The sequence below is a fragment of the Nocardioides sp. LHD-245 genome, assembly GCF_030929495.1.
GTDB lineage: Bacteria > Actinomycetota > Actinomycetes > Propionibacteriales > Nocardioidaceae > Nocardioides.
In genome coordinates, this window is record NZ_JAVFWN010000002.1 from 433,752 (window position 1) to 457,987 (window position 24,236).

A 24,236-nucleotide genomic window follows, 5' to 3' on the forward strand; every position below is an offset into this window, starting at 1 on the left:
GAGGTGGACCAGTTCTGTGGCTTCAGGGCCACGACAGGGCCCGCCGAAGATGCGGGCCCGTTCATGGCATGCCGCCCGGAAGCCGGCTGGAAGCGGGCACCGATCCTGTTGCGGCACGGGACCCGGTCGCCGCGGCGGCGAAGGTGGTCACCAGGACGATGACCGCGACGACGACCAGCGACCACCCGAGGCCGGCGCGCAGCAGCAGAGCGCCCGTGAGAGCGCCGAGCCCGATCGCGACGACCGCCGCGAGCCGGCGCCACGAGCCGGACCTGGTGCCCAGGCCGAGGCGGGAGTCGGCAGCGAGGCCGGTCAGGGTCGATGTCACGACCACGGTGGTGACGTCCTTGACCGCCAGGAAGCGGGCTGTCGCGGCCTGTAACCCCATCGCCGCCCCGAGCGTGGTCGTGACGGCGAGGGCGATCGGTTCGCGCTCAGTGCCGACGCTGCCAGCCGCGACGCCGAGCGCGAGCAGCAGCAAGCCGACCGCGGCGAGGAGGCCGGTCGTCCGTCGCGTCCAGCCCGGTGCGGCCCCACGCAGTGCTCGGCCACCGACAGCGGCGCCCACCATGAACCCTGCCAGGGCGAGCAGCGGACCCGCGACGGGCAGCCCGTCCGCGCCCGTCAAGGCCATTCCGAGGATGACCACGTTGCCGGTCATGTTGCCGGTGAAGACCCGGTCGAGGCCGAGGAATCCGATCGCATCCACGATGCCGGTGGTGAAGGTCAGTGCGATCATCGCCCACAGCTGAGGGCGTTCCGGCACGGTGCTCACGGCGCCTCCGCCGATGTCAGGACGTGTCGAGGCCGGCGACCTGCAGTCGCGGGACCGCCGGAGCGAGGCGACCCTGGTGCCGTCGTGCGGAGCGATGCCGAAGGCCCAGCAGGTCCGCCTGGGGGCAGCTCGATCATGCGACCTCGAGCACAGCCTTGCCGTGCAGCTTGCGCTGGCGCAGCAGGGCGAACGGTGTCGCGTGATCGTCCCACGGACCGCGCCAGGTGACCTCGGCCTCGAGTCGCCCCTCCGCCACCTCGGTCGCCAGCAGGCTGAGGTCGTCCCCGGGCGGCGGTCCCCCGTGCAGATGGAAGGTGACCAGCCGGCGGTCGTGGAGGCCGCCGTGCGCGTGGAACGCCCCGACCGGGAACACGGTCTCGGTCACCGTGGCGTGGCCGACGGCCACCACCACGCCCCCGGGCCGCAACGCGAGGTAGCTCGCAACGAGCTGGTCACCGGCCACCAGGTCGACGACTCCGTCGAGACGACCGTCGATGTCACTCGGGTGACCGACGACCTCGTCCGCGCCGAGCTCGCGCAGCCGCGGCCCGAGCTCGGCCGGGCTCGTGGTCGACGCGACGACGTGCGCTCCCCCACGACGCGCGAGCTGCACGGCGTACCGGCCGACACCGCCGCCGGCGCCGGTGATCAGGACGCGCTTCCCGAGCGTTCCGGTGATCTGCAGCGCCCGGAGCGCTGTCGTCGCAGCGACGGGCAGCGTCGAGAGACCGGCAGGGTCGGTCCCCGCCGGCGCCGTACCGAGCCAGCTGGTAGGGACGGCCCGGAGCTCCGCCCAGCCGCCGAGCCCGCCGTGCGTGACGACGAGCGCGCCCGCGGGCGGGCCCGATCCGTCTGCGGCCGCGCGCTCGACGACCCCCGCGGAGTCCCACCCCGGCACGGTGCCGTCCGGGAGGTCGAAGATGCCGGCGTTCACCTCGCCGAAGTTCAGCCCGACGGCGCTGGTGCGCACCAAGGCCTCGTTCGGCGCCGGCTGCGGGACCGGGACGTCGGTGGCCAGCCGTACCCCAGCCTCGGTGGCCGCGTCACGGACCAGCGCCCGCATCGTCGACTCAGGCATCGCGGACCGGCCACGGGTTCAAGCCGGGGAGTGCCAGGTGCCCGGCGTCGACGGGCAGCTGGATCCCGTGCACGAACGCGGCGTCGTCGGAGCAGAGCCAGATTGCCGCGAGAGCCGCCGCTCGGGGCGGAAGCGCTCCGACGTTGCGCATCGCGGTCCACTGGTGGACGGCGTCGAGGTAGTCCTCACGCGTCCCGTCCGGCTTGCCGCTGGCGCGGCGCCACCCGGCCGGGTGATCGTTGATCAGCGTGTCCGTCGTCGAGGGCAGCAGCGCGTTCACGCGGACGTTGTGGTTGCCGAGCTCCAGGGCGGCAACCCGCATCAACCCGATCACTCCGTGTTTCGCCGCGACGTACGGCGCGCTGCAGGGCGCACCCTCGACCCCGACGTTCGAGGAGGTGAAGACGATGGCGCCGCTCTGTTGCCGGACCATCAACGGTGCGACCGCCTTGGCGGTGCGCCACGCGCCCTCGAGGCAGACGCCGATCTGGTCGGCCCAAGCCGCCTCGGACGTCTCCCACAGCGGCTTGTCGGACCAGTCGTAGATGCCGGCATTCACCAGGAGCGCGTCGATGCGGCCGAACCGCTCCACCGTCGCGGCCACCGCCTCGTCCAGCGCGGCCTGGTCGCGGACGTCCGCGACCAGCGCCAGGCATGCGCGCCCCTCGGCCTCGACCATCGCCCGGGTCTCCTCGAGATCCTCCTTCGAGGCGAGTGGGTAGGGCACGCTCGCGATGTCGGCCGCGATGTCGACCACGACGACGTCCGCGCCGCGGCGCGCGAACTCGATGGCCGCCTCTCGGCCCTGGCCTCGGGCGCCGCCGGTGACGAAGGCGGTCTTCCCCTCGAACGAGCTGTTCATCAATCCTCCTGTGTCAGGTGGGGTACGGGATCAGGCCTGGAGGGCCCTGTCCACGGGGCGTCGAGCTGGTGCGCGAGCCAGTCGGCTGCCGCGGGCAGCCACCGTGCTCGGGCATTGGCGACGTTGTGGTCACCGCCGGCGACAACACGTCGCTCGGCACCGGGGACGTGCTCGGCCAGCCACCGGCCGGTGAAGTCGCCGTGGACGAGTGGGTCGGCATCGCCGTCGACGACCAGGAGCGGAACGTCGATCGCACGCGCGGCGTCGGTGACGTCGAGGCAACCGGTGAAGCGACGGGCGCTCTCCTCGTCGCCGGCGCGCACCGTCAGGAGTCCTTGGATCAGCGGCGGAAGATCGTCGTAAAGGGGGGTCTTCACCAGGCCACTGACGACCACCCCGGCACGCAGCCGCGGCTCCCTGGCGAGGGTCGCGGTCGCGTACAGCCCACCGAGGCTGCAGGCGAGGATCCCGGCGCGGACGTCCCGGCCCTCGTCCTCGAAGCGCGCACACACCACGTCCAGCGCCTCTCGGACGACCGCCGGGTAGTCGGTCGTCGGCGGACGGACGCCGACGAGCTCGCCCTGCCCCGGGCCGTCGAGCACGAGCGTCGCGCAGCCACGAGCGAGCAGCGCCTCGGCGAGGGACCAGAGCTCCTCCTTCGCGCCGTCGAGGCCGGGCACGAGCACCACCAGGGCGGCGGACTCCGTCGTCGGACGACGGAGCACGCCGCGGAAGAGGTCCCCTTCGACCCGCTCGGCGCTCGGGTCGAGCAGGGTGAGCGCGACGGCCTGCGCCTGCGCCGCCTCCTGGTAGGTGGTGGTATGCGGGTTGGGCCACGACCCGGCGAAGTAGTACCACGCCGAGGCGGTCAGGAAGGCCTCGCCGCTCGTCACGGTCCGCCCCTGCTCGCGGGCCGCCTCGGCGATCGTCACGTAGCTCGCTGCGACGCCTCGGAACGTCTCGCACCACAGGTCGATCGACGTGAGGGCGCCGGTCACGGCGTCGTACTCGTGGACGTCGATCCCGGCCGCGACCGCGCGGGAGCGGGTCGCTGCCGCCATCTCGGCGGCCATCTCGGCATCGCTCGTCTCGGGCGTCTGGGTGGAACTCACGGGATCTGCCTCTCTACTGGGAAGAACGTCGGTCAGGCCCTGCGGGCCAGGAGTCGTTGTCGCACCCGGTCGAGGTACACCGCCACCAGCAGGATCGCGCCGGTGACCACCATTTGCCAGGAGTTGTTGAAGCCGCGTAGCGCAAGCGCGTTGGCGAGCACCTGGAGGAACGCCGTCCCGATCAGCGCCGCGTACACCGACCCGCTGCCGCCGGTGATCGAGACCCCCGCCAGCAGGGTCGCCGCCACGACGTAGAGCACGATCGTGTTGTTGCCGGCGGTCGGATCGGCGATCGTCTGCCGGCCGATCATCATCACCCCGGCGAGACCAGCACACGCACCGCTCACGCCGTACACGGCCGGGACCACCCACTCGGACCGGACACCCGAGAGCTGGGCGGCCTCCGGGTTGCCGCCGATCGCGTACACCGAGCGGCCGAACACCGTGTAGGTCAGCACCACGCCGGCGACCACGACGGCCAGCACGGCGAGCAGGGCTCCGTACGGGAGCACGCCGGCGAGAGCGTCGTTGCCGAGTGTGCGGGCGAGCGAGTCCCACGACAGGTCGTACTGCCGGTTGCCCGACCACAGCAGGGCGAACCCGCTCAACAGCGAGGCACTGGCCAGGGTGACGACGAAGAACGAGAGCCCCACCCGCCCGATCAGCACGCCGTTGACCAGGAAGCCGATGGCTGCCCCGAGCAGCACGGTGACCAGCAGGGCGACCTCCGACGGCACGCCGCTCATGACCAGCTTGGCATAAGCGATCCCGCAGACACTGAGGATTCCGCCCATCGACAGGTCGATGCCACCAGTGAGGATGACCATCGTCATCCCGACGCACAGCAGCATCGGGACCGCACCGGTCCGCAGCAGATTGGTGATATTGGATGACGAGGAGAAGTTCGGCTCGGTCAGGAGCTCGACCAGAACCACGAGCACGAGCAGGGCTGCGACGGCGTAGGCCGGCGCGCTCGTGCCCGTCAGGCGGCTCCGCCAGCCGCCGGGCGTAAGCCGGTCGGCCACGAACGGCACTGTCGCCGTCCTCACCGTGGGGTCGTCGCTCGAGCTCATCGTGCTGCCTCCATCTGCTGTTCCGGTCCCGGCGCGGTGAACGCCAGCCGAGTGATCGACTCCTCCGTTGCGGCGGCGCCCTGCTCCTCGCCGACGACGCGGCCCTTCGCCATCACGACGACGCGATGGGCGAGCCGCAGCACCTCGAGAAGCTCGGACGAGACCACGACGACGGCGAGACCGCGGTGTGCGAGTGCCTCGACCAGGGCGTAGATCTCCGCCTTCGCGCCGACGTCGACACCGCGGGTCGGCTCGTCGAGGACCAGGACCCGGAGGTCGTTGAGGAGCCACTTCCCGATTGCGATCTTCTGCTGGTTGCCGCCGCTGAGGGTCCCGGCAGCGACATCGAGGCTCGCTGCCTTGATGGACAGCTCACGCGCGATCCTCGCCGTGTCCGCGAGCTCGGGGGCGGGCCGCCGTATCCCCCACCTGGCACGGTGGGACCAGGAGGCCATGGCCAGGTTCTCCCGCACGGACATCGAGAGCACCAGGCCCGCTCGCTTGCGGTCCTCGGGGACGAGCGCGACGCCGGCGCCCATCGCCGCCCTGGGCGAGCCGAGTGCCACCGGCTGCCCCGCGACCTTCACGGTGCCGGTGTGGGGCCACCGCCCGAAGAGGGTCTCCGCGAGGCTGGTGCGCCCCGCTCCGGCCTGACCCGCGATCCCCACGATCTCACCCGCGCGGACGCGGAGGTCGACGTCGGCCAGCCGGGAGCTGCTCAGGCCGGAGACCTCGAGTGCCGTCGGTGCGTCCGTGAGATCCTCGGTGTCCTTGGCCGCCGGGCGCTCGAAGATCGCGACCTGCTGGCGGCCGACCATCATCCGCACCAGCTCGACCTCATCGACCGTGGCCGTCTCCCGGGTGCCGACATCGCGGCCGTCGCGCAGCACCGTCACTCGGTCAGTGAGGTCGAAGTACTCCCGCAGCCGGTGCGTGATGTAGACGACGCCCGCGCCGCGCTGGGCGAGGCTCCGGATCATCGCGTACACGTGTCCGGCCTCGTCGCCGGTCAGTGAGCTGGTCGGCTCGTCGAACAAGATCAGCCGAGGGCGGCGTCGCACGACCCGTGCGATGGCGAGCATCTGCTGCTGGTGCAACGGCAGGTCCCCCACCAGCATGGTCGGACTCAAGGGGAGCTCGAGCTCGGCAAGCTCATGCTCCGCCTGGCGGTTCGCTCGCCGCCAGTCGACGAGCCCGAGCCGCCGGGGGGGCCGGCCGTCAAGCAGGTTCTCCGCGACCGTGAGCCGCGGTTGAACCTGCACTTCCTGTGCGATCAGGGCGATGCCGAGGTCGAGGGCCGCCGCAGGTGAGGCGTGGGAGACGGAACGCCCGTCGAACCACACCTCCCCCGCGTCGGCGGCGTACCGGCCCGCGGCGATCTTGAGCAGCGTGGACTTGCCGGACCCGTTCTCGCCGACCAGGCCGACGACCTCGCCGCGGCGTACGTCGAGGTGCACACCATCGAGTGCCTGAACCCCCGGGAACCGTTTGCTCACCCCGGCCATCCGCAACAAGACGTCGCCCCCACCGCTCGTGCTGGTCATCGCCACTCCTCTCGTCCCGTTGCTCTCGACCGTGGTCCGTCAGTCCAGGGGGCACGCGACGGCTGCGCGCTGCTCGGCCGTGGCCTCGAGCATGGGCTCGTCGCTCTCGACCAGCGGCTGGATGCCCGTCGGCTGGAGGTCGCGCCCCAGGGCGATGCCCTCGGTGCGCACCGCGATCGAGGGCATCTCGTCGACGGTCGACTTGCTCAGGCACTTGGGATAGACGGTGACGTACTTCGGCGCCGGCTCCCCGTTGGCCAGGGCGATGAGGACCTCGACCGCCTTCTGCTGCTGCTCGGGAAGGCCCCAGGCGAACGTGTAGTCGATGGTGCCCTTCGCCAGGGCGTCGAGCCCGATCGCGTCCGCGTTGTACCCGACGATGGTGAGGCGGTCGCGCATGCCGAGGTTGTCGGCGGCACGTGACGCGGCCACCGCATTGGTGTCGCTGTAGGCGACCACCCCGACCGCGTCCGGGTGCTGCTGAAGGACCGCTTGGGCGGTGCTCAGTCCGCCTGCGATGTCGTCGGTCTTGTTCGCGTAGGTCCCGACGACGCTCAGGTCGCCGTCGCTGCACGCGTCCAACTCCTCTTCGAAGCGGGCCTGCATGTCGATGAGGTCCTGCTGCGGGTTGCCATAGGCGCCGTAGATCAGGTCGCCCCCGTCGGGGAACTTCTGGCACAACAGCCGAGCGGCATTGACGGACGCCGTGAGCCGGTCCTGGTGGAAGGTCGTGGCCGCGCCGTCGAAGTTCGTGACCTCGCCCGCGACGACCGGGATCCCGGCAGCCACGGCTCGCTCGCTGGGAGCGGTCATCACGTCGGCGGACAGTGGGAAGAACGAGACCGCGTCGGCCTTCTGCGCCACGATCTGGTCCATCGCCGTGATCATCGTGTTGAGCGGGTCGTCGGCCTTCGCCTCGACGATCATCGCCGTCGCGCCACACGCCTCGGCGGCAGCCTTGAATGCGTCGTTGCCGGCCTTCCCACCGGCGTTCGAGCTCCAGACCGCGGCGTACCCGATCGTCAGCCCTTCGCCACTCGTGCACTCCTCCGCCGGCCCGGCCCCGAGCTCGTCGAGGATCTCGTTGGCGTCGTCGGCCGACACGGTCTCGTTCAGCACGTCGTCGGTGCCGCTGCCCTGCGCTCCGTCAGCGCAGCCCGCCGCAGCCAGGACGACGGTTGCTGCAGCAACGGCCAGGCCGCACCGGCGGATCCTCGATCGCCTCATGGTTCCTCGTTTCTCGTCTGCGGCCCCGAACCACCGCGGTAGCTGTTGCACTAGACTCTAAACAGATTGCATCCTATCTGTCACTACTCGGATTTCATTTTCTGAAATTCCCGCAAGAGGAGACGCCCATGAACCCACCCGCCTTCCTGGCTCGGCCCGACCTCGAGGGCTCCTTCGGGATGTGCGCCTCGACGCACTGGGTGGCCTCCGCCGTCGGCCAGGCCGTCCTCGAGCGCAACGGCAACGCTTTCGATGCCGCGGCCGCCGCTGGCTTCGTCCTCCACGTGGTGGAGCCGCACCTCAACGGCCCCGGTGGCGACCTCGTTGCACTCGTCGCTCGCCCCGGCCGAGCGCCGGCAGTGCTGTGCGGACAGGGTCCGGCACCCCGAGGAGCGAGCATCGCGCATCTGCGCAGCGAGGGATTCTCAGCCGTCCCTGGTTCGGGAGCGCTCGCCGCCGCCGTCCCCGGCGCGATGGACGCGTGGCTGCTCCTGCTACGCGACCGCGGCACATGGACGCTGGGGGATGTGCTGGAGTTCGCGCTCCACTACGCCGAGCACGGACACCCGCTGCTGGCCTCGACCGCACGGGTCATCGGTGAGGTGGAGGAGCTCTTCCGCACCTCGTGGCCGGCCTCGGCGTCCCTCTGGCTGCCCGGAGGTCGGGTCCCCCACGCCGGCGAGGTGGTCCGGAACCCGGCCTGGGCCGCGACACTGCGCCGCCTACGTGACGAGTCGGCGAGGCCGGGCACGACCCGCGCCGAGCAGATCGACGCCGCCCGAGCCCTGTGGCGCTCGGGGTTCGTCGCCGAGACCGTGGCAGCGTTCGTCGCCACGTCCAAGCATGCCCACTCGGACGGTCGGGAGCACCACGGCGTCCTGGACGCGGCCGACATGTCGGCGTACGCCGCGCGCTGGGAGCCGAGCGTGAGCCGGGAGTTTCGCGGGCACCGGGTGCACAAGGCCGGCGCGTGGACCCAGGGGCCGGTACTGCTCCAGGCACTCGCCATCCTCGAGCAGTACGACGACCACGAGCTCGACCTCGACACCGCCGACGGGCTGCACCGTACGCTCGAGGCGCTCAAGCTGGCGCTGGCCGACCGTGACGCGCACTACGGCGAGGGACTCAGCGCCGAGGGCCTCGCCACCCTGCTCTCGACCGAGTACGCGAAGCAGCGCCGAGAGCTGGTCGAGGACACCGCGTCCCACGAGTTCCGTCCAGGCTCCGGAGCCGGGCTCACGGCGTACCGTCCGCCTCTGATCGCCGCCGATGCCACCGAGCTGACTCTCCCGACGACCGGCGAGCCGACGGTGCAGTGGAACGGCGAGAGCCGCGGCGACACCTGCCACCTCGACGTGGTCGACCGCTGGGGCAACGCCGTCTCGGCGACCCCGTCTGGTGGATGGCTGCAGTCCTCACCGACGATCCCCGACCTGGGCTTCGCCCTCGGGACCCGGCTGCAGATGACGCACCTCGACCCGGCCAGCCCGTCGGCACTTCGTCCCGGAGCCCGCCCGCGCACCACCCTCACTCCGACGATTCTGACCGCGCCCGGACGGGTGGTCGCCATGGGCAGCCCCGGCGGCGACCAACAGGACCAGTGGCAGCTGGTGCTGCTGCTCCGCACGCTCGTCGCAGGCCAGTCCCCCCAGGCAGCGATCGAGGCGCCGATGTTCCACACCACCAGCGCGCCTGGGAGCTTCTGGCCACGCACCTGGACGCCGGGAGGCGTGGTGATCGAGGACCGATTCGACCCCCGGCTGGTCGACGAGCTCCGGTCGCGAGGTCACGTGGTGACGACGTCCGGAGGATGGTCCCTGGGCCGGCTGTCACTGGCCGCCCACGACGACTCCGGCAGGTTGTCCGCGGCCGCCAACCCGCGTGGTGCGCAGGGCTACGCGGTGGGCCGATGACCGGCGCACAGCACGGTGGGTCCGTGCAGCACGGAGCCGATGGGATGCAATCATGGGTGAACCGGACGATCGAGGAGCCCCTGGTGACCAGCAGCAACGAGTCGATGAGTGAGCGCGTCGTCGCCGAGCTCCAACACCGGATCATCGTCGGCACCATCCCGGTGGGGACCTGGTTGCGGCACGACGCGATCGCGCAGGAGTTCGGGACCAGCCGGACCCCGGTGCGCGAGGCGCTCCGGATCATGGCCGCACAGGGGCTGGTGACGATCGAGCCCAACCGCGGCGCACGGGTCAACGGGCAGTCGAGCCAGGACATGCGCGAGATCGGCGTGGTCCGAGCGGAGCTGGAGGGACTGGCCGCCTCACTCGCGGCGGCCCACATCGACGACGCCCAGGCAGAGCGGATGACCGCCGCATGGCAGGACTTCAACGACGCGTTCGAGGACACCGGGCCAGGCGAGGAGCTCGCCGAACGCTGGATGGAGTCCAACGAGACGTTCCACTCCACCATCCTGGAGGCATCCGGCAACCGCTACCTGCAGCAGGCCATCGCCGACCTGCGCCGCAAGCTGCCGCACAACATCTCCTTCGGCGCGTACGCCGGCAGCTCGCGACTGATCGCGCGCAACATGGCAGAGCACCAAGCCATCGCGAATGCCATCCTCGCCCAGGACGCTGATCAGGCGCGCACCTTGATGAAAGGCCACATCCGCAGTTCGGTAGAGGCCGTGGCGCACTGGAACGAGCGGAGCACCTAGAGCGCGAGACGGTCAGCCCTGCGCAGGTGCTCGACGAGAACCGCTCCCACCGGGTCCGGCGCCTGCTGGTGGACCCAGTGCCCAGCCCCGTCGACCACGACCACCCGTAGGTCCGTGAACAGACTCGCATCGACCCGCATGAACCTCGCGACCGGATCCGTGCTGCCGGTCACGAACAGCGAGGGCACCTCGATGACCTGCCGGTCGCGCTCGGTCGCTGCGCGCCAATTGTCGTCGATGTTGCGGTAGTACTTCAGGCCGCCATCGAACCCGGTCCGCTGGAACACGGTGACGAGGTGCGCGAACAGATCCTCGCTCATCCACGCGGGCGGGTCGTTCCGTCCGCCGGGCCCGACGATCGCCTGGAAGTCGTCATGGAACGCCGCTGAGAGCGTCATCGCGGTGTCGCGTTCCAGCACCTGCTCGGCGATGCCCTCCGCCTGGAAGCGGACCTGGTAGAAGTCCTCCCCCAAGCGGCGGCGCAGGATCTCGATCGGGGGCGCCGGCGCGGGGCGCACGTACGGCACGCTCAGCCCGGCCAGGGAGAGGAGACGCTCCGGATGATCGACCCCCAGCGGCCACACGCACTGCGCGCCCCAGTCGTGCCCGACGACGTGCGCCCGATCGGCGCCTTCGTGATCGAGCAGGCCGATCAGGTCCCGTCCGACCTCGCGTGCGGTGTACGCCGACCGGTCGTCCGGCCGCGAGCTGTCGCCGTAGCCCCGCATGTCGGGCACGATCACGCGGTAGCCGGCGTCGACCAGGCGGGGCACCTGCTGGCGCCAGGTGACCCCGAGGTCGGGGAAGCCGTGCGCGAGGATCACCACGGGACCGTCACCGACCGCGGCGACCGCGAGCTCGACCCCGTTGACCCGCCAGACCTCGCTCACCAGTCGGTCTCCAGGCCGGGGATCACCCGACCGTTGTGCACCGGCGGCTGAGCGGTGGCGCTCCGGCTCCGCCCGAGCAGCTCGACGATGTAGTGCGTGCTGTCGGTGTCGCCGACATTCGTGATCCAGTGGTCGGCCGGCAGCCCCTCGACACCCACCTCCCGATAGAGAACGAAGCCCTCGTCCGACGGCTGCCGGATCACGCCGTCGCCGCCTTGTTCGCGCGCCTCCATCTTCGACGGGTTGGCATACACCAGGACGTGGTCGTTCGCGTGCATGTGGGGCGAGCACGACTGGCCCGGCGACAGACGCATGCGCCACACGCGCACGACGTCGTTCTCGAACAGCAGGTCCGTCCCGACGGCTTGATTGCGGTCGTGATCGGTCATCGGTGATCTCCTCCGTCAGTGGCATTCTGGCGACATCTCGATTGGATGCAGTACATTGATGATTGCATCTAATCACACGGGCGAAGGAGCAGCCAGATGCAGGTCGGCATGGCGAGAAGCACCCACCATCACGAGTATCTGGCCGCGGGCGCCTCGATCCGGGTACACCAGCTGATCCGCCAAGGGCACGACGCCGTCGATCGCCACAGGGGGCTCGCACATGGGTGAGGTCCCCGTCTGGGGGATGGTGCTCACTCCCTTCACCGGTGGCGGCGCGGCCGTCGACCACGCGTCGCTCGCGGCGCACGTCCGAGCTCTCCTCGATCAGGGAGTGCACGGCCTCGTGGCGCTGGCGGTGATCGCAGAGCCCGCGGCGCTGTCCCGCGAGGAGCGCGGCGCCGTGCTGGACACGGTGCTCGACCACGCGCAGGACCGACCGGTCGTCGCCACCGTCATGGCGCTCGACGACGACGATCACGCCGCGGACCTACAGACCGTCGTCACTCCGCGAGCGGACCGCCTGGCCGGGCTCATGCTTCCGGTCCACTCGCCCGACCCCCGGGCTCTCACCGAGCGCCTCCGCACAGCCCACCAGAAGAGCCGGCTACCGATCTGGGTCCAGGACTACCCGGGCCCGACAGGCGTCACGATCGCGCTCGACGACCTGGCCGGGGCCCTGGGTGCCGTGCCGTCGGTCGTCGCAGTGAAGTGTGAGGCCGCACCGACGTTCCTGCGCATCCATGAACTGGCCCGAGCGCTCCCCCAGCTGCGGCTGCTCAGCGGACTAGGTGGCGCCAACCTGGTTGAGGACCTCATCGCCGGCGCGACCTCGATCGCCTGTGGGATCTCGCGACCCGTCGACCTCGTGGCCGCAGTCCGCGCCTGGGAGGTCAACGACCTGCCCGGCACGCGGGCAGCGGTCGCCAAGGTCTCGGCGCGCGTGGGCATCGAGACCCAGCCCGGCACGAGCATCGCAATCCGCAAGGAGCACTGGCGTCGAGCGGGGATCATCGCCGGCGCCGACGTCCGTCCTCCGCAGCTCGCCTACCCGGGCTTTCTGTCCGGGCTGAGCGACTCGCTCCTCCGGTGACACAGCGGACTCCTCGACGTCCGCCCGTACCCGCCGACGGCCGTCCGCGGTGCGGCTCGCCGCAAGACCCTCCTTCGCACCTGCGGCCATGAATACGCCCAGATGTCGTTGAGACCCCGGCCCAGCACCGCCTCCAGCAGCTGGCGGAACCGGATGAAGTCGAACGACGAGGCCCCGGTGGGTGCGTCGACGACCAGGTCGATGTCGGAGTCGGCGCGCATCGCGATACTCCGCCAGCAAGGTCATAAAGACGCCTTATCAGCGTCCGAAGCGGTCCCGTCGCGTCAGCTGCACCGCTGGGTTCCCCGGTGCCGCCGGAGGTGGCGCGGATCCGAGAAGTCACTCGCTCGAGGCACCAGCGAGGTCAGCGCGACACGGTGAAGTGTCGAGCAAAAGACGAGACAGGGTTCCGTCTCCTCGTGAGAGGTTCCAGAACCCTGTCGCTGACCTGCGTACTTGGTGGAGGTGAGGGGATTCGAACCCCTGACCTTCTCATTGCGAACGAGACGCGCTACCAACTGCGCCACACCCCCAAGCGAGGAGAAACGCTAGCACCCAGGTCGTGCGGCGTCCGAATCGGGATGCTCAGTCACGGTCGTCGTCGGCGTGGCCGGCGGGGCGCGGGTGGTCGTCGCCGTGCGGGCCACGGTCGGCCTGGGAGCTCCCGCGCGGCTTGGGCGGGTCCTCGAAGGTCGTGGACTGGCCGCGGGCGGACGCGCCGCCGAAGGGGCTCTCCTCGATCGCCTCCTCCGGGTCGCCGCCTTGGGTGTCGGGCGAGACGGCGGTGGCGGAGTCGGCGTACTTCTTCTCCTGCTCGCGCGTCTGCTGGGCGGCCTGGCGGTCGGCGGCGGTGCCCTCGTCCTCGTCGTGACTCATGGCTGGGCGTTACCCCCGGCTGGGAAGCCCATCCGGGACGGTCAGGAACCTCAGGAGCCGGTGGCGCGGCGCTGCTGCTCGGCCTCGGCGGCGGAGTCGGCCTGGGCGCGCTGGGCGTCGGCCTCCCGGGCGAGCTGGGAGTCGGCCTCGTTGCGGCCCGAGCTCCACACGCCGGTGGAGTCGAGGTCGATGGTGCGGACCGTGCGGCCCGCGGGTGCCTTCGCGACGTACGTCGGCAGGGGGACGGAGACCGGTGCCCAGCCGTCCTCGACGACCTCGGCAGCAGACTCGTCGAGCACCTCGGCCGTGACGACGGGGATCTCGTCGGTGTCGTCGCGCAGCTCGCCGAACGGGCCCTCGCCGGCGTCGAGGTCGGGCTCGGTCGCGGCGTCCTCGTCCGCGAGAGCCTCGTCGGCGAGCGTCGTACGACGCCGCCGGACCGGGGCGACGCGGGCGGCACGCTCGCGCTTGACCATGATCCGGCAGGCCACCAACCAGGCGGCCATCAGGCCCACCGGGGCGGCGAGCCAGGCCCACGCGACGACCTTGCCGATGGCCAGGCCGGTGACGACCACGACGGCGAGGAGCAGGACGTTGAAGACCCGGCGGCGCCGGGCTGCGGCGCGGCGGGCCGCGGGGCGGTCGGCCGGACGGGAGGCGCGCGGCGCAGGGGTGGGCGCCGCGGGCTCCGCATCGGTCTCGCCGGAGGACTCCTCGGCGGCCTCGGCGGGCACCGTCTTCTCCTCGACCCGGGACTCCTGCACGGCCGGACGATCCTTGGCCGCCGGGCGGTCCTTCTCGACGAGCTCGGCCTCGGTGGCGGACACCGCCTCGCGCCGGGCGAGCACACGCAGTCGGTCGGAGAAGCCCTCGACCGAACGGCTGGAGGCGTCCTCCTCGTGGTGCCGCAGCGCCTTCGGGACGAGGTAGACAGCCCACGCCACGAACAAGGCGACGAAGATCAGTGAGCTGAGGTCCACACCGAGAGGTTAGGAGCGCTACCTCAGGACGGGGCGCATGTCCATCGGTGTGTCACAGATTGATTCGTGTGACGCATGTGATTTGCCGGTCCCCCCGGCAGATCACCCTAAGCCTCGCCTCCGGCGGATCGCTCGAGCCGGATCAGGACGCCGCGGGGTGCCTCCTCGCGGGTGACCGCGAAGATCCGGTGGTCGCGCCACTCGCCGTCGATGTGCAGGAAGTACGGCGCGTAGCCGATCTCGCGGATGCCGAGCTTCTCGACCACCCGCAGGGAGTTGGTGTTCTCGGGGCGGATGCAGATCTCGATGCGGTGCAGGCCACCGAGGAAGAAGCAGTGGTCGATCACCATCGCGACCGCGCGCGGGATCACGCCGCGGCCGGCGTACTGCTGGTCGATCCAGTAGCCGACCGACGCGAACTGCGCCGATCCGCGCACGATGTTGTTGACGCTGACCTGACCGGCGAAGACGCCGTCGACCTCCACCACGAAGGGGTACGTCGTCCCGCGGCGCGCGGCCCGGCGCAGCCGCTTGACCAGCGCCCGGAAGGACGTGGGCCGCGCGTCGGAGCCCGGCGGGGCGGTGGCGTCCCAGGGCCCCAGCCACAGCGCGTTGCGGCGCCGGGCGGTGCGCCAGGCGCGGGCGTCGCCGCGGGCGATCGGGCGGAGCCGGACGACCGGGTCGGTGCCGGAGATCAGCTCGTTGGGCCAGGCGCGTCCGGGGACGCCGACGACCATCCGCTCCCGCGGGCTCCCGTCGGGCCGGGCCTCGTTCAATGGTCGCTCCCGACGATCTGCTCGACGGCGTGCAGCAGGACCGGCTCGAGGACGGCGAGCGCGTCCTTGACCCCGCCACGCGAGCCGGGCAGGTTGACGACCAGGGCGGACCCCGCGACGCCCGCCAACCCCCGCGACAACACCGCCGTCGGCACGCCCTTCGCGACCCCGGCCGCGCGGATCGCCTCGGCCAGGCCAGGGACCTCCCGGTCGAGCAGGGGCCGGGTCACCTCGGGGGTGCGGTCGGTGGGGGTCAGACCGGTGCCGCCGGTGGTGAGGACCACCCGCGCCCCGTCGCGGACGGCGAGGGCGATCGCCGCGCCGACCGGCTCGCCGTCGGGGCGGACCACGGGGTCGCCGACCACGAAGCCCCACGAGCGCAGGGCGTCGACGATCAGCGGTCCGGTCGTGTCCTCGTAGACGCCGGCGGCGGCACGGTTCGACGCCACGACCACGACGGCCAGGTAGTCCGACGCCCCGGCTCCGACGGGATCGCTCATCGCGACCAGTCCCCCGACTTCCCGCCGGTCTTGGTCTCGACCCGGACGTCGGTGATCACGGCCCCCTTGTCGACGGCCTTGACCATGTCGACGACGGTGAGCGCGGCGACCGACACCGCGGTCAGCGCCTCCATCTCGACGCCGGTCCGGTCGGTGGTCCTGACGCTCGCGGCGATCTCGACGGCATCGTCGGCGACGGTCAGGTCGACCGTCACGCCCGAGATCGACAGCGGGTGGCACAACGGGACCAGCGCGGGGGTCTGCTTGGCCCCCATGATCCCGGCGATCCGCGCGACCGCGAGCGCGTCGCCCTTGGGCACGCCCTCGCCGCGCAGCAGCCGCACGACCTCGGGCGACACGAGCACCCGCCCCGACGCCGTCGCGACCCGATGGGTCACGTCCTTCGCCGATACGTCGACCATCCGGGCGGCGCCGGAGGCGTCGACGTGGGTCAGCCGGGCCTGCTCGTCAGCCATGGGGCTCCTCGGTTTCGCTCACAACAGCACCTCGATCGACCGCCCGGCGGCCAGCTCGCCCCCCACCGGAGGTACGACCATCAGCACCTCGGCCTGGGCGAGCAGCCGCTGGGAGTGCCCGGCATGGCCGGGCAGGGGGACGACGTGGCCATTCTCGTCGTAGACGCCGGGCAGCACCACCGTGCGGTCCCCCGCCGCGACGGGTACGCCGAGCGGGGCACGTCGCGTCGCGGCACCCGCGGCGCCGCCGAGCCGGGCCAGTGCCTCCCGCCCGAACAGGAGGAAGGCGGCGTACGCCGCGATGGGCGTGCCGGGCAGGGTGAGGACGGGGACCTGGCGGCCGTCGCTCGCCCGCACGCGGCCGAAGCCCTGCGGACGCCCGGGCTTCAGGGCGACCGGCCCGAACCAGAAGCCGTCCGTCCCGGCCAGCGCCGCCTTGACGACGTCGTGGTCGCCGGCGGAGATGCCGCCCGTGGTGACGACGAGGTCGCTGACCTCGGCGGCCGCGGCCAGCATCGAGCGGAAGCCGTCGGGGTCGTCGGGGGCGGGACCGTGGGCGGTCGCCACCGCTCCCTCGGCCCGGCCCGCCGCCAGCAGCGTCCGGGTGTTGCTGTCGGGGATCTGGCCGCCGACGAGCTCCGCTCCGGTGGCGATCACCCCGAGCCGGGGTCGCGGCCGGACCGCGACCTCGGCGACGCCCATCGAGGTGAGCAGCCCGAGCTGCGCGGCGCCGAGGCGGGTGCCGGCCCGCAGCGCGACCTCTCCCGCCCCGACGTCCTCGCCCTGGCGCCGGACATGTCGGCCGGCGCCGGCCGACCGCTCCACGCGGACCGGGTCGGTGCCCGTCGTCCACTCGAACGGGATGACCAGGTCGGCGCCGGCGGGGACCGGCGCGCCCGTCATGATCCGGTACGCAGCGCCCGCGGGCAGGTCCGGCGGGGCGGGATCGCCGGCGGCGACCACGCCCACGACGGGAAGCTCCACGGGCGGCGCGACGACCTCCGCGGCGCGTACCGCGAAGCCGTCCATCGCCGCGTGGTCGAAGGGCGGCACCGCGAGGGCCGCGGCGACGTCGGCCGCGAGCACGCGGCCTCGCGCCTCGTCGACCGGCAGCGATTCGGACCGGTCGAGCGGGGCGACGCCGGCGCGTATCCGGGCCCGGTGGTCCGCGACGGACGCGGATCTGCCCGCCGGACCGGATCCGGAGGGGTCAGTCATCCGCGCCTTCGCCGGCGGGGTCCCCGAGCACCTCGCCGGCGGGCACCCGCTGCGGGCCCCGGCCGTCGAGCTCGACCTCGCCGACGACCTGCACGCCGCGGCCGAAGGTCCAGTCGCCGCGGATCCGCAGCGCCGTCGACCGGGACAGCAGCGGCTCCCCGTCGGGGAAGCGCTTGTCGAACTCGTGGATGGTCCGGTAGTAGCCCGTGTCGAGGTCGACGTACGGGACGCCGGCGGCGACCTGGGTGAGCGCGAAGTCGGCGCCGATCTCGTAGACGTCGGAGCGCAGGATCAGCAGGTCGTTGGTGGTCTTGACCGGGATGAAGCGGTCGCGGCCGACCTCGATCAGCCGGGCGCCGTCGAAGATCTCGATGGCCGCACCCATGGCGGTCTCGATCTGCACGACCTCCGGCGAGGCCGGGTCGGCGGGGTCGACCGGCTTGACGTTGCGGATGAGCGGCAGGCCGAGGATGCCCTCGCGGTCGTCGAGCACCGACTTCATCGCGTGCAGGTCGAACCACAGGTTGTTGGTCGAGGTGAACCGGTGCCGGTCGAGGTCGGCGAGCGCCTCGAGGTCCTCGGGCAGCGTCTGCGCGGTCTCGCGCAGCACGATCCGGCCGTCGGCCTTGCGCCGGGCGAAGTGGCCGCCCTTGCGGTCGGAGGGGGTACGACGGACCGCCTCGATCGCGAACGGTGCTCCCGACGCGGCGAACCACCCGGCGATCCGCGGGTCGGGGACGGCACCGAGGTTGTCGGAGTTGGACACGAAGACGTAGCGGTAGCCCTGCTCGATCATCCGCGCGATCAGGCCGGCGCCGCGCAGCGCGGTGTAGACGTCGCCGTGCCCGGGCGGACACCACTCGAGGTCGGGGTCCTTGGGCCAGTTGACCGGCGTCAGGTCGGTGGTGAGGAGCCTGGGCTCCTTGTTCTGCAGGAACTCCAGCGGCAGCCCCTCCACCGGCAGGTCCTCGTAGCGGCCGAGCGCGTGCAGCGTGTCGGCGGAGGTGCGGAAGGAGTTCATGAGCAGCAGCGGCAGCCGCGCGTCGTACTTCTGGCGCAGGTGCAGCGCCTGCCGGGCGATGATGTCGAGGAAGGAGAGCCCGCGGCGCACGCACAGCAGCGACTTGGCCCGCTCCATGCCCATCGAGGTGCCGAGCCCGCCGTTGAGCTTGATCGCGACGGTCTTGCCGATCGCGTCGGCCGCTACGTCGGCGTCGACCTCGACGTCGGCCAGGCTCTCCACGTCGACGGGGGCGATCGTCGACTCCGGGATCATGCCGGTCTCGCCGTGCTCGAGCAGCCGGTAGTAGTGCGCGAAGGTGTCGATCGCGACGGGGTCGACCCCTGCGTCGAGCATCTTCGCCCGCGCCTTCTCGAGGCCGCCACTGCGACCACTCATACCCATACCGCCGATCGTAGGCTGGTCCGGTGACAGGTACACATCCGTGCCACGGAGCGGCCAAGGTCGCGGTCCGCGACCAGCTGCTCGCCGCCCGCCGGCGCCGTCCGCTCGCCGAGGTCGGCGCCGCCGCCAGGGCGATCGCGGAGCACCTGCTCGCCGCCCCCGAGGTACGCCGGGCGGCCACCGTCGCGGCGTACGTCTCGGTGGGCGCCGAGCCCGGCACCACCGCCCTGCTCGACCAGCTGGCCGACGCCGGGAAGCGGGTGATCCTGCCGGTGCTGCTGCCCGACAACGACCTGGACTGGGCGGCCTACCGCGGGCCCACCTCGCTCGCGCCGGCCCGCCGCGGGCTGCTCGAGCCGGTGGGCCCGGCGCTCGGCGTCGATGCGGTCGCGACCGCCGACGTCGTCCTCGTCCCCGGGCTCGCGGCCTCCCCCACCGGCCTGCGCCTGGGCCGCGGCGGCGGCTCCTACGACCGCGCCCTCGCGCGGGTGCCGGTCGGCACCTTCACCTGCGTGCTGCTGTACGACGACGAGCTGCTGCCCGACGTACCCACCGAGCCGCACGACCGGCCGGTCACCGCGGCCGCCGCCCCCGGGGGGATCCACCGCTTCCGTTGAGTCGTCGGTTCTGACCCGTTGAGTCGTCACTATTGACCCGCCGAGTCGTCAGATCGCGCGCCCGCGGCCTGACTGCTCAGCCGGTCGGAACCGACGACTCGCACGGTCAGAACCGACGACTCAACAGGTCAGATCCGACGACTCAACCCTCGGGGGTGAGCAGCAGTACGTCGTCGGCCGCGTCGGTCACGGCCTCCTCGGAGAACGCCCAGGGCAGGGTCTCACCGCGAGCCCACAGGTCGGTCTGGTCGGTGTAGTGGGGATGGAAAGCGTGGCCGGAGACACCGGTCAGGTTGATCCACCGGGCGGCGTCGAGATCGTCCATCGGCACGATCATCCGCATCGACGGGGCCGTCACGACCTCGTAGCCGCCGCGGGCGTCCCAGGCCGTCGCGTTGACCAGGGAGCTGCCGCCACCGACCTCCCAGCCGCCGCGGTTGAAGATCCGCTCGACGATGCCGATCCCGGACTCCCCCAGCGTCGAGGACCGCAGCTCGAGCTCGTGCAGCCCGCCCCACGTCCACTCGTCGGCGCTGGGCGACTCCAGCGCGGTCAGCTCGTCCCGGGCTGCGATCATCGCGTCGTGCAGGATGTCGCTGCGCCGCTCGACCTTGTCGTCGGTGCGTACGTCGTCCCACCACGCGTTCTTCCCGCGCGGCAGCAGCGCGCTGACGACGGCGAACCACCGGCTCCCCCCGTCGGGCCGGATCGCCTCGGGCAGCTCGTCGCCGAAGGTCCGCTCGAGCACCTCGCGCCACACGACGTTGAAGTACGCCGCGGCCGCGCTGTCGGCGTCCTCCTGGTAGTTCCACGACCGCAGCAGCCGCTGGCCGTCGGAGTAGTAGCCGGCGGGCAGGTCGATGTCGAGGAGGTAGGGCGTGAGCGCCTCGCCGATCGCGCTGCGGTCGTCGAGCTGGATGGCCGCCATCCCGTCCACGCTCAGCTCGTCGTCGGCGGCGAGGAGCCGGTTGATCCGGTCGGAGCGGTAGCCGAGATCCCAGTCGGAGGTGAGGTACGGCGGGTAGCGGCTCGGGTCGATGACGGCCTGGTTGGCCGTGGCGATGATCCCGGAGTCCGGGTCGAGCACGCTGGGCAGCGCGTCGTAGGGCACGAACGCCCCGGTCCAGTCGGTGTCCTTGCGCCAGCCCGCCGCGGGCAGCCGGCCGTCGTTGCCCGGGCCGCGGACCGGGACCAGACCGGTCGCCTGGTAGCCGATGTGGCCCTCGGTGTCGGCGTACACGACGTTCTGGCCGGGCACCGCGAAGTCGGACAGCGCCTCCCGGAAGGACGTCCAGTCGCCTGCCCGGTTGAGGGCGAGCAGGGCGTCGACGGTCGGGCGCGGGGTCAGCGCCGTCCAGGCCAGGGAGATCGCGTCCTCCCCCGTCGGACCGGCCTCCTGGGCCGCGACGACGTGCTCGACCTGGTCGAGCAGGCCGTCCTCGGTGATCTCGATGCCGTCCTCGCCGGCGAACCGGGCCAGGTCCGAGAGCAGCGGGCCGTGACCGGTGGAGCGCACCGTGAGCTCGACGTCGTCGCCGTCGCGGACCTCGATCCGCTCGGTGCGCTCGGTCAGCGGGAGCTGCTGCCCGTCGTAGCTCCAGGTGTCGCCGGTGACCCGCTCGACGAAGAGATCGGTCACGTCGGGGCCGAGGTTCGTGAACCCCCAGGCGATGTCGCGGTTGTGGCCGATCACGACGCCGGGCACCCCGGAGAAGCTGAACCCGGCCACGTCGTAGGGGCACTCGGGCGACAGCGTGCGGCAGTGCAGGCCCACCTGGGTCCACACGCCGGGTAACGAGACGCCGAGGTGCGGGTCGTTGGCGAGGATCGGCGCACCGGTGTCGGTGTGGTCGCCGTCGACGACCCAGGCGTTGCTGCCGAGGCCGTCGCCCTGACCGAGCAGCGCGGGTACGCCGGCCAGCACGTCGCGCACCCGCTCCAGTGCGTCGACGGTGCCGGTGCCCGCGGCGGAGTCGGGGCGGCCTCCGAGCGGCGGGCGCGACAGGCCCCCGGCGCGCGAGGCCGAGGCGTCCTGGTCGAAGACCCGCTCCTCGCCGCTGCCGACGACCGCGCCCTGCTCCACGATCGGCGCGCGCTCGTCGTACGGGTAGGCGGGATAGAGGTCGGCCGCCTTGCTCTCGCCCACGGTCGCGATCGCGATCACCCGGCCGATCTCCTCGTCGAGGTTGCCGCGCAGGTCCCAGGCCATCGCCTTGAGCCACGCGACGGAGTCGACCGCGGTCCAGCTCTCCGGCTGGTAGTCGAGCCCGCTGAGGCCGAGCAGGGTGTACTCCAGCGCCATCTCCGAGGTGGAGCGGCCCTCGAGGTAGGCGTTGACACCCTCGGCGTAGGCGTCCAGCGCGCTGCGGGTCGCCGGCCGCAGCAGGGCCAGCTCCTTCTCCGCGACGTCGCGCCAGCCGAGGGTCCGCACGACGAGGTCGGTCTCCAGACCGGAGTCGCCGAACAGCTCGGAGAGGCGGCCCGCCGTGGCGTGGCGGCGCACGTCCATCTCGAAGAAGCGGTCCTGGGCGTGCACGAAGCCCTGGGCCAGCATCAGGTCGTGGGTGGAGTCGGCGTAGATCTGCGGGATGCCGTGGTCGTCGCGCACGACCCGGACCTCGCCCTCGAGCGCGCTGATCGACAGCTCGCCGCCCGTCTGGGGCCAGGACCGCCGCACCACGACGACGGCCGTGGTCAGGCCCGCGACCAGGGCGAGGACGAGGAGGACGCCGATCCCCGTGGTCCAGCGCAGCCACCGGGGCCAGGAGGGAGGGGAGGGCTTCGCGGCCGGGGAGTCGGCGACGGTGCCGCTCGGGTCGTGGTCCACCATGGTGGCGCCATTGTGCCGTGCCGCCCGGTCCTGACGTAGCATTGGCACTCGCCCGGTAAGAGTGCTAGGGCGAGAGTGCCAAGCGAGGATCGTCGATGCCCACCTACCAGTACCTGTGCACCGCGTGCGGTCACGCCTTCGAGCAGGTCCAGAAGTTCAGCGACGACGCCCTCACGACGTGCCCCGAGTGCGCCGGCAGGCTGCGCAAGGTCTTCAACTCGGTGGGCGTCGTGTTCAAGGGCTCGGGCTTCTACAAGACCGACAGCAAGACCGACAGCAAGTCGTCCGCCAACGGCTCGAGCGGGTCCGGCGGATCGGGCGGCTCCAGCGACGCGCCGGCGGCGAGCTCGTCCGGCTCCTCGGGCTCCTCGGGCTCGTCCGACAAGTCCGGCTCGAGCAGCTCGAGCGGCTCGACGGGCTCGTCCGGCTCCTCCAGTTCGACCTCGGCGGCTTCCTCCGCCTGAGCCACCGGTCCTGTGGATGACGCCGGCGGCCGGCGTCGCGGCGGCCTACGGTCGCCGGCATGGACTCCCGTGATCCCCGACGCCCGTCCCCGGGCGGGCCGCTGCACCGCGTCCGCGCCGCCCTCGATGAGGTACGCCGACGGGTGCTGCGCCGGCGACGACTGATCGCCGCCCTGCTGCTGGGCGCGGCGGCCGCGGTGGCAGTCCGCTCCCTGGCGCCGCCGGAGCCGCCGACCGCCGCGGTGCTCGTGGCCGCGCGCGACCTGCCGGCCGGGCAGGCGCTGAGACCCGGCGACCTGTCCACGGCGCGGGTCCCGCCGGCCGCCGTACCGCACGGGGCCGCCGCCGACCCGGTCGGCCGCCGGCTCGCGGCACCCCTGCGCGCAGGTGAGCCGGTCACCGACGTCCGCCTGGTCGGGCCCGGCCTCGGCGCGGCCCAGTCCCCGGGCACGACGACCCTGCCGGTCCGGCTCTCCGACGCCGGCCAGGTGGCGCTGCTGACCGCGGGTGACCGGATCAGCCTGCTCGGCACCGACCCGCAGGCGGGCAGCACGCGGGTCCTCGCGCGGGACGCGACGGTGCTCGCCGTGCCTGACCCGGCCTCGGCCACCGACGGCGCGCTTCCCGGCCGCCTCGTCGTCCTGGCCCTAGATTCGGATGCGATCTACCACGTCACCGCGGCCTCCGCAGCCGAATACGTGACTTATACATGGAGTCGCAGTTAGGTTTTTCGGGAACCAAGAAGAGGATCCCGACCTCCACCACTCGTCTCGGGAAAGAGGAGAGAGCATGTCCGGGTTCAAGAAGTTCCTGCTCCAGGGCAACCTGGTCGACATCGCCGTCGCGTTCATCATCGGTGCGTCCTTCGGCACGGTCGTCACCACCTTCGTCAACTGGCTCACCGCGCAGATGCCCGAGTCGGCCAGCGACGTCTTCAGCAACGACGCGAACTCGTTCGGCGCGTTCCTCAACGCCGTGATCGCGTTCGTGATCCTGGCCGCCGTCGTCTACTTCCTCGTCGTCACGCCCTACACCAAGGCCAAGGAGCGGTTCTTCCCCGACCCCGAGCCGGGCGAGACCGAGCTCGACATCCTGACCCAGATCCGCGACTCGCTCGCCACGCGCTGACACCGGCTCGTCACGAGCGGTCCGAGGGCCGGCGGGGACTCCCCGCCGGCCCTCGGCGCGTTCAGCCGCCGTGGTGGGGCGGGACCTGCGCCTTGAGCCAGCGGTCGGTCGAGCTCTCCCGGGCGTCCGGGGGTACGTCGTCACGCTCGTCGGAGGTCACCGCGGGCTCGACGTCGCCGAAGATCTCGGACAGCCGGCGTCGCCGTTCCCACTCCGTCTCCTGCTGCGTCTCCCGCTGCTCGCCCATGATCGGTC

25 protein-coding genes and 1 tRNA gene are annotated in these 24,236 nt (G+C 72.0%); 7 read left to right on the forward strand and 19 right to left on the reverse strand.

The genetic code is table 11. From position 1 onward, the window contains the following. Nucleotides 1-61 precede the first annotated feature (61 nt). From RB608_RS04670 to RB608_RS04700, 7 genes are all read right to left on the reverse strand, one after another. On the reverse strand, nt 62-775 hold the full coding sequence (locus RB608_RS04670) for a YoaK family protein (RefSeq protein WP_308086641.1): 714 nt from the start codon (nt 773-775) through the stop codon (nt 62-64). 133 nt (nt 776-908) lie between these two features. Further along, the gene (locus RB608_RS04675; protein WP_308086642.1) at nt 909-1,853 is read right to left on the reverse strand and encodes a zinc-binding dehydrogenase; all 945 of its coding nucleotides are present in this window, start codon (nt 1,851-1,853) and stop codon (nt 909-911) included. Next, nucleotides 1,846-2,715 carry a mycofactocin-coupled SDR family oxidoreductase gene (locus RB608_RS04680; RefSeq protein WP_308086643.1) on the reverse strand — a complete coding sequence of 290 codons (870 nt, stop codon included), beginning with the start codon at nt 2,713-2,715 and terminating at the stop codon, nt 1,846-1,848. Before RB608_RS04680 ends, RB608_RS04675 begins: the two co-directional genes overlap by 8 nt. Beyond that, nucleotides 2,715-3,827 carry a serine aminopeptidase domain-containing protein gene (locus RB608_RS04685; protein WP_308086644.1) on the reverse strand — a complete coding sequence of 371 codons (1,113 nt, stop codon included), beginning with the start codon at nt 3,825-3,827 and terminating at the stop codon, nt 2,715-2,717. Before RB608_RS04685 ends, RB608_RS04680 begins: the two co-directional genes overlap by 1 nt. Before the next feature lie 32 nt (nt 3,828-3,859). Further along, nucleotides 3,860-4,900 carry an ABC transporter permease gene (locus RB608_RS04690; RefSeq protein ID WP_308086645.1) on the reverse strand — a complete coding sequence of 347 codons (1,041 nt, stop codon included), beginning with the start codon at nt 4,898-4,900 and terminating at the stop codon, nt 3,860-3,862. After that, complete coding sequence (locus tag RB608_RS04695) at nt 4,897-6,444, reverse strand: sugar ABC transporter ATP-binding protein (protein ID WP_308086646.1); 1,548 nt, start codon at nt 6,442-6,444, stop codon at nt 4,897-4,899. The genes RB608_RS04690 and RB608_RS04695 overlap by 4 nt, the downstream gene beginning before the upstream one ends. A 39-nt stretch (nt 6,445-6,483) precedes the next feature. Further along, nucleotides 6,484-7,671: a sugar ABC transporter substrate-binding protein gene (locus RB608_RS04700; RefSeq protein ID WP_308086647.1), complete on the reverse strand. Its 1,188-nt coding sequence runs from the start codon at nt 7,669-7,671 to the stop codon at nt 6,484-6,486. 128 nt (nt 7,672-7,799) lie between these two features. On the opposite strand from RB608_RS04700, the gene RB608_RS04705 reads away from it, so the two are divergent. Both RB608_RS04705 and RB608_RS04710 read left to right on the forward strand, forming a co-directional pair. Further along, on the forward strand, nt 7,800-9,584 hold the full coding sequence (locus tag RB608_RS04705) for a gamma-glutamyltransferase (RefSeq protein ID WP_308086648.1): 1,785 nt from the start codon (nt 7,800-7,802) through the stop codon (nt 9,582-9,584). 83 nt (nt 9,585-9,667) lie between these two features. After that, on the forward strand, nt 9,668-10,342 hold the full coding sequence (locus RB608_RS04710; RefSeq protein ID WP_308086649.1) for a GntR family transcriptional regulator: 675 nt from the start codon (nt 9,668-9,670) through the stop codon (nt 10,340-10,342). Here RB608_RS04710 and RB608_RS04715 read toward each other — a convergent pair. Beyond that, on the reverse strand, nt 10,339-11,232 hold the full coding sequence (locus RB608_RS04715) for an alpha/beta hydrolase (protein ID WP_308086650.1): 894 nt from the start codon (nt 11,230-11,232) through the stop codon (nt 10,339-10,341). The genes RB608_RS04710 and RB608_RS04715 overlap by 4 nt on opposite strands. Next, nucleotides 11,229-11,621 carry a hypothetical protein gene (locus RB608_RS04720; protein ID WP_308086651.1) on the reverse strand — a complete coding sequence of 131 codons (393 nt, stop codon included), beginning with the start codon at nt 11,619-11,621 and terminating at the stop codon, nt 11,229-11,231. Before RB608_RS04720 ends, RB608_RS04715 begins: the two co-directional genes overlap by 4 nt. A 220-nt stretch (nt 11,622-11,841) precedes the next feature. On the opposite strand from RB608_RS04720, the gene RB608_RS04725 reads away from it, so the two are divergent. Further along, a complete protein-coding gene (locus tag RB608_RS04725) occupies nt 11,842-12,711 on the forward strand; it encodes a dihydrodipicolinate synthase family protein (RefSeq protein WP_308086652.1) in 870 nt (289 codons plus the stop codon). Between the two features lie 457 nt (nt 12,712-13,168). Here RB608_RS04725 and RB608_RS04730 read toward each other — a convergent pair. The 8 genes from RB608_RS04730 to RB608_RS04765 all read right to left on the reverse strand — a co-directional run bounded on the left by RB608_RS04730 (nt 13,169) and on the right by RB608_RS04765 (nt 18,936). Then, a tRNA-Ala gene (locus tag RB608_RS04730) sits at nt 13,169-13,244 on the reverse strand. 52 nt (nt 13,245-13,296) lie between these two features. Beyond that, nucleotides 13,297-13,587, reverse strand: a complete 291-nt coding sequence (locus RB608_RS04735) for a hypothetical protein (protein ID WP_308086653.1) — start codon at nt 13,585-13,587, stop codon at nt 13,297-13,299. 50 nt (nt 13,588-13,637) lie between these two features. Then, a complete protein-coding gene (locus RB608_RS04740) occupies nt 13,638-14,567 on the reverse strand; it encodes a hypothetical protein (protein ID WP_308086654.1) in 930 nt (309 codons plus the stop codon). Between the two features lie 107 nt (nt 14,568-14,674). Next, nucleotides 14,675-15,304, reverse strand: coding sequence for a GNAT family N-acetyltransferase (locus RB608_RS04745; RefSeq protein WP_392390968.1), 630 nt, complete (start codon nt 15,302-15,304; stop codon nt 14,675-14,677). 35 nt (nt 15,305-15,339) lie between these two features. After that, nucleotides 15,340-15,843, reverse strand: coding sequence for a MogA/MoaB family molybdenum cofactor biosynthesis protein (locus RB608_RS04750; protein ID WP_308086656.1), 504 nt, complete (start codon nt 15,841-15,843; stop codon nt 15,340-15,342). Further along, nucleotides 15,840-16,319: a cyclic pyranopterin monophosphate synthase MoaC gene (gene moaC / locus RB608_RS04755; RefSeq protein WP_308086657.1), complete on the reverse strand. Its 480-nt coding sequence runs from the start codon at nt 16,317-16,319 to the stop codon at nt 15,840-15,842. Before moaC ends, RB608_RS04750 begins: the two co-directional genes overlap by 4 nt. Nucleotides 16,320-16,337: 18 nt before the next feature. Further along, nucleotides 16,338-17,537 carry a gephyrin-like molybdotransferase Glp gene (gene glp, locus RB608_RS04760; RefSeq protein ID WP_308086658.1) on the reverse strand — a complete coding sequence of 400 codons (1,200 nt, stop codon included), beginning with the start codon at nt 17,535-17,537 and terminating at the stop codon, nt 16,338-16,340. Then, nucleotides 17,530-18,936 carry a UTP--glucose-1-phosphate uridylyltransferase gene (locus RB608_RS04765; protein ID WP_308086659.1) on the reverse strand — a complete coding sequence of 469 codons (1,407 nt, stop codon included), beginning with the start codon at nt 18,934-18,936 and terminating at the stop codon, nt 17,530-17,532. Before RB608_RS04765 ends, glp begins: the two co-directional genes overlap by 8 nt. Before the next feature lie 29 nt (nt 18,937-18,965). Here RB608_RS04765 and RB608_RS04770 point away from each other — a divergent pair, with 29 nt between their 5' ends. Next, the gene (locus RB608_RS04770; RefSeq protein WP_308086660.1) at nt 18,966-19,559 is read left to right on the forward strand and encodes a 5-formyltetrahydrofolate cyclo-ligase; all 594 of its coding nucleotides are present in this window, start codon (nt 18,966-18,968) and stop codon (nt 19,557-19,559) included. A 142-nt stretch (nt 19,560-19,701) separates the two neighbouring features. Here RB608_RS04770 and RB608_RS04775 read toward each other — a convergent pair whose 3' ends face one another. Further along, on the reverse strand, nt 19,702-22,389 hold the full coding sequence (locus RB608_RS04775) for a penicillin acylase family protein (RefSeq protein WP_308086661.1): 2,688 nt from the start codon (nt 22,387-22,389) through the stop codon (nt 19,702-19,704). Nucleotides 22,390-22,484: 95 nt separating this feature from the next. Here RB608_RS04775 and RB608_RS04780 point away from each other — a divergent pair, with 95 nt between their 5' ends. From RB608_RS04780 to RB608_RS04790, 3 genes are all read left to right on the forward strand, one after another. Beyond that, entirely contained in the window at nt 22,485-22,853 is a 369-nt protein-coding gene (locus RB608_RS04780) for an FmdB family zinc ribbon protein (RefSeq protein ID WP_308086662.1), read from the forward strand. A gap of 59 nt (nt 22,854-22,912) precedes the next feature. Next, nucleotides 22,913-23,578: an SAF domain-containing protein gene (locus tag RB608_RS04785; RefSeq protein WP_308086663.1), complete on the forward strand. Its 666-nt coding sequence runs from the start codon at nt 22,913-22,915 to the stop codon at nt 23,576-23,578. A 64-nt stretch (nt 23,579-23,642) separates the two neighbouring features. Then, a complete protein-coding gene (locus RB608_RS04790) occupies nt 23,643-23,981 on the forward strand; it encodes an MscL family protein (RefSeq protein ID WP_308086664.1) in 339 nt (112 codons plus the stop codon). A gap of 61 nt (nt 23,982-24,042) precedes the next feature. Here the strand turns inward: RB608_RS04790 and RB608_RS04795 are convergent, their stop codons facing one another. Next, nucleotides 24,043-24,228, reverse strand: coding sequence for a hypothetical protein (locus RB608_RS04795; protein WP_308086665.1), 186 nt, complete (start codon nt 24,226-24,228; stop codon nt 24,043-24,045). Nucleotides 24,229-24,236: the final 8 nt, after the last annotated feature.

Excerpts from the sequence above, each read along its gene's own strand:
- RB608_RS04675 (WP_308086642.1), bottom strand. The coding sequence starts at position 1,853 with ATGCCTGAGTCGACGATGCGGGCGCTGGTCCGTGACGCGGCCACCGAG.
- RB608_RS04680 (WP_308086643.1), bottom strand. The coding sequence starts at position 2,715 with ATGAACAGCTCGTTCGAGGGGAAGACCGCCTTCGTCACCGGCGGCGCC.
- RB608_RS04690 (WP_308086645.1), bottom strand. The coding sequence starts at position 4,900 with ATGAGCTCGAGCGACGACCCCACGGTGAGGACGGCGACAGTGCCGTTC.
- RB608_RS04695 (WP_308086646.1), bottom strand. The coding sequence starts at position 6,444 with ATGACCAGCACGAGCGGTGGGGGCGACGTCTTGTTGCGGATGGCCGGG.
- RB608_RS04700 (WP_308086647.1), bottom strand. The coding sequence starts at position 7,671 with ATGAGGCGATCGAGGATCCGCCGGTGCGGCCTGGCCGTTGCTGCAGCA.
- RB608_RS04705 (WP_308086648.1), top strand. The coding sequence starts at position 7,800 with ATGAACCCACCCGCCTTCCTGGCTCGGCCCGACCTCGAGGGCTCCTTC.
- RB608_RS04720 (WP_308086651.1), bottom strand. The coding sequence starts at position 11,621 with ATGACCGATCACGACCGCAATCAAGCCGTCGGGACGGACCTGCTGTTC.
- RB608_RS04725 (WP_308086652.1), top strand. The coding sequence starts at position 11,842 with ATGGGTGAGGTCCCCGTCTGGGGGATGGTGCTCACTCCCTTCACCGGT.
- RB608_RS04735 (WP_308086653.1), bottom strand. The coding sequence starts at position 13,587 with ATGAGTCACGACGAGGACGAGGGCACCGCCGCCGACCGCCAGGCCGCC.
- RB608_RS04745 (WP_392390968.1), bottom strand. The coding sequence starts at position 15,304 with ATGGTCGTCGGCGTCCCCGGACGCGCCTGGCCCAACGAGCTGATCTCC.
- RB608_RS04750 (WP_308086656.1), bottom strand. The coding sequence starts at position 15,843 with ATGAGCGATCCCGTCGGAGCCGGGGCGTCGGACTACCTGGCCGTCGTG.
- moaC (WP_308086657.1), bottom strand. The coding sequence starts at position 16,319 with ATGGCTGACGAGCAGGCCCGGCTGACCCACGTCGACGCCTCCGGCGCC.
- glp (WP_308086658.1), bottom strand. The coding sequence starts at position 17,537 with ATGACTGACCCCTCCGGATCCGGTCCGGCGGGCAGATCCGCGTCCGTC.
- RB608_RS04765 (WP_308086659.1), bottom strand. The coding sequence starts at position 18,936 with ATGAGTGGTCGCAGTGGCGGCCTCGAGAAGGCGCGGGCGAAGATGCTC.
- RB608_RS04775 (WP_308086661.1), bottom strand. The coding sequence starts at position 22,389 with ATGGTGGACCACGACCCGAGCGGCACCGTCGCCGACTCCCCGGCCGCG.
- RB608_RS04780 (WP_308086662.1), top strand. The coding sequence starts at position 22,485 with ATGCCCACCTACCAGTACCTGTGCACCGCGTGCGGTCACGCCTTCGAG.
- RB608_RS04785 (WP_308086663.1), top strand. The coding sequence starts at position 22,913 with ATGGACTCCCGTGATCCCCGACGCCCGTCCCCGGGCGGGCCGCTGCAC.
- RB608_RS04790 (WP_308086664.1), top strand. The coding sequence starts at position 23,643 with ATGTCCGGGTTCAAGAAGTTCCTGCTCCAGGGCAACCTGGTCGACATC.
- RB608_RS04795 (WP_308086665.1), bottom strand. The coding sequence starts at position 24,228 with ATGGGCGAGCAGCGGGAGACGCAGCAGGAGACGGAGTGGGAACGGCGA.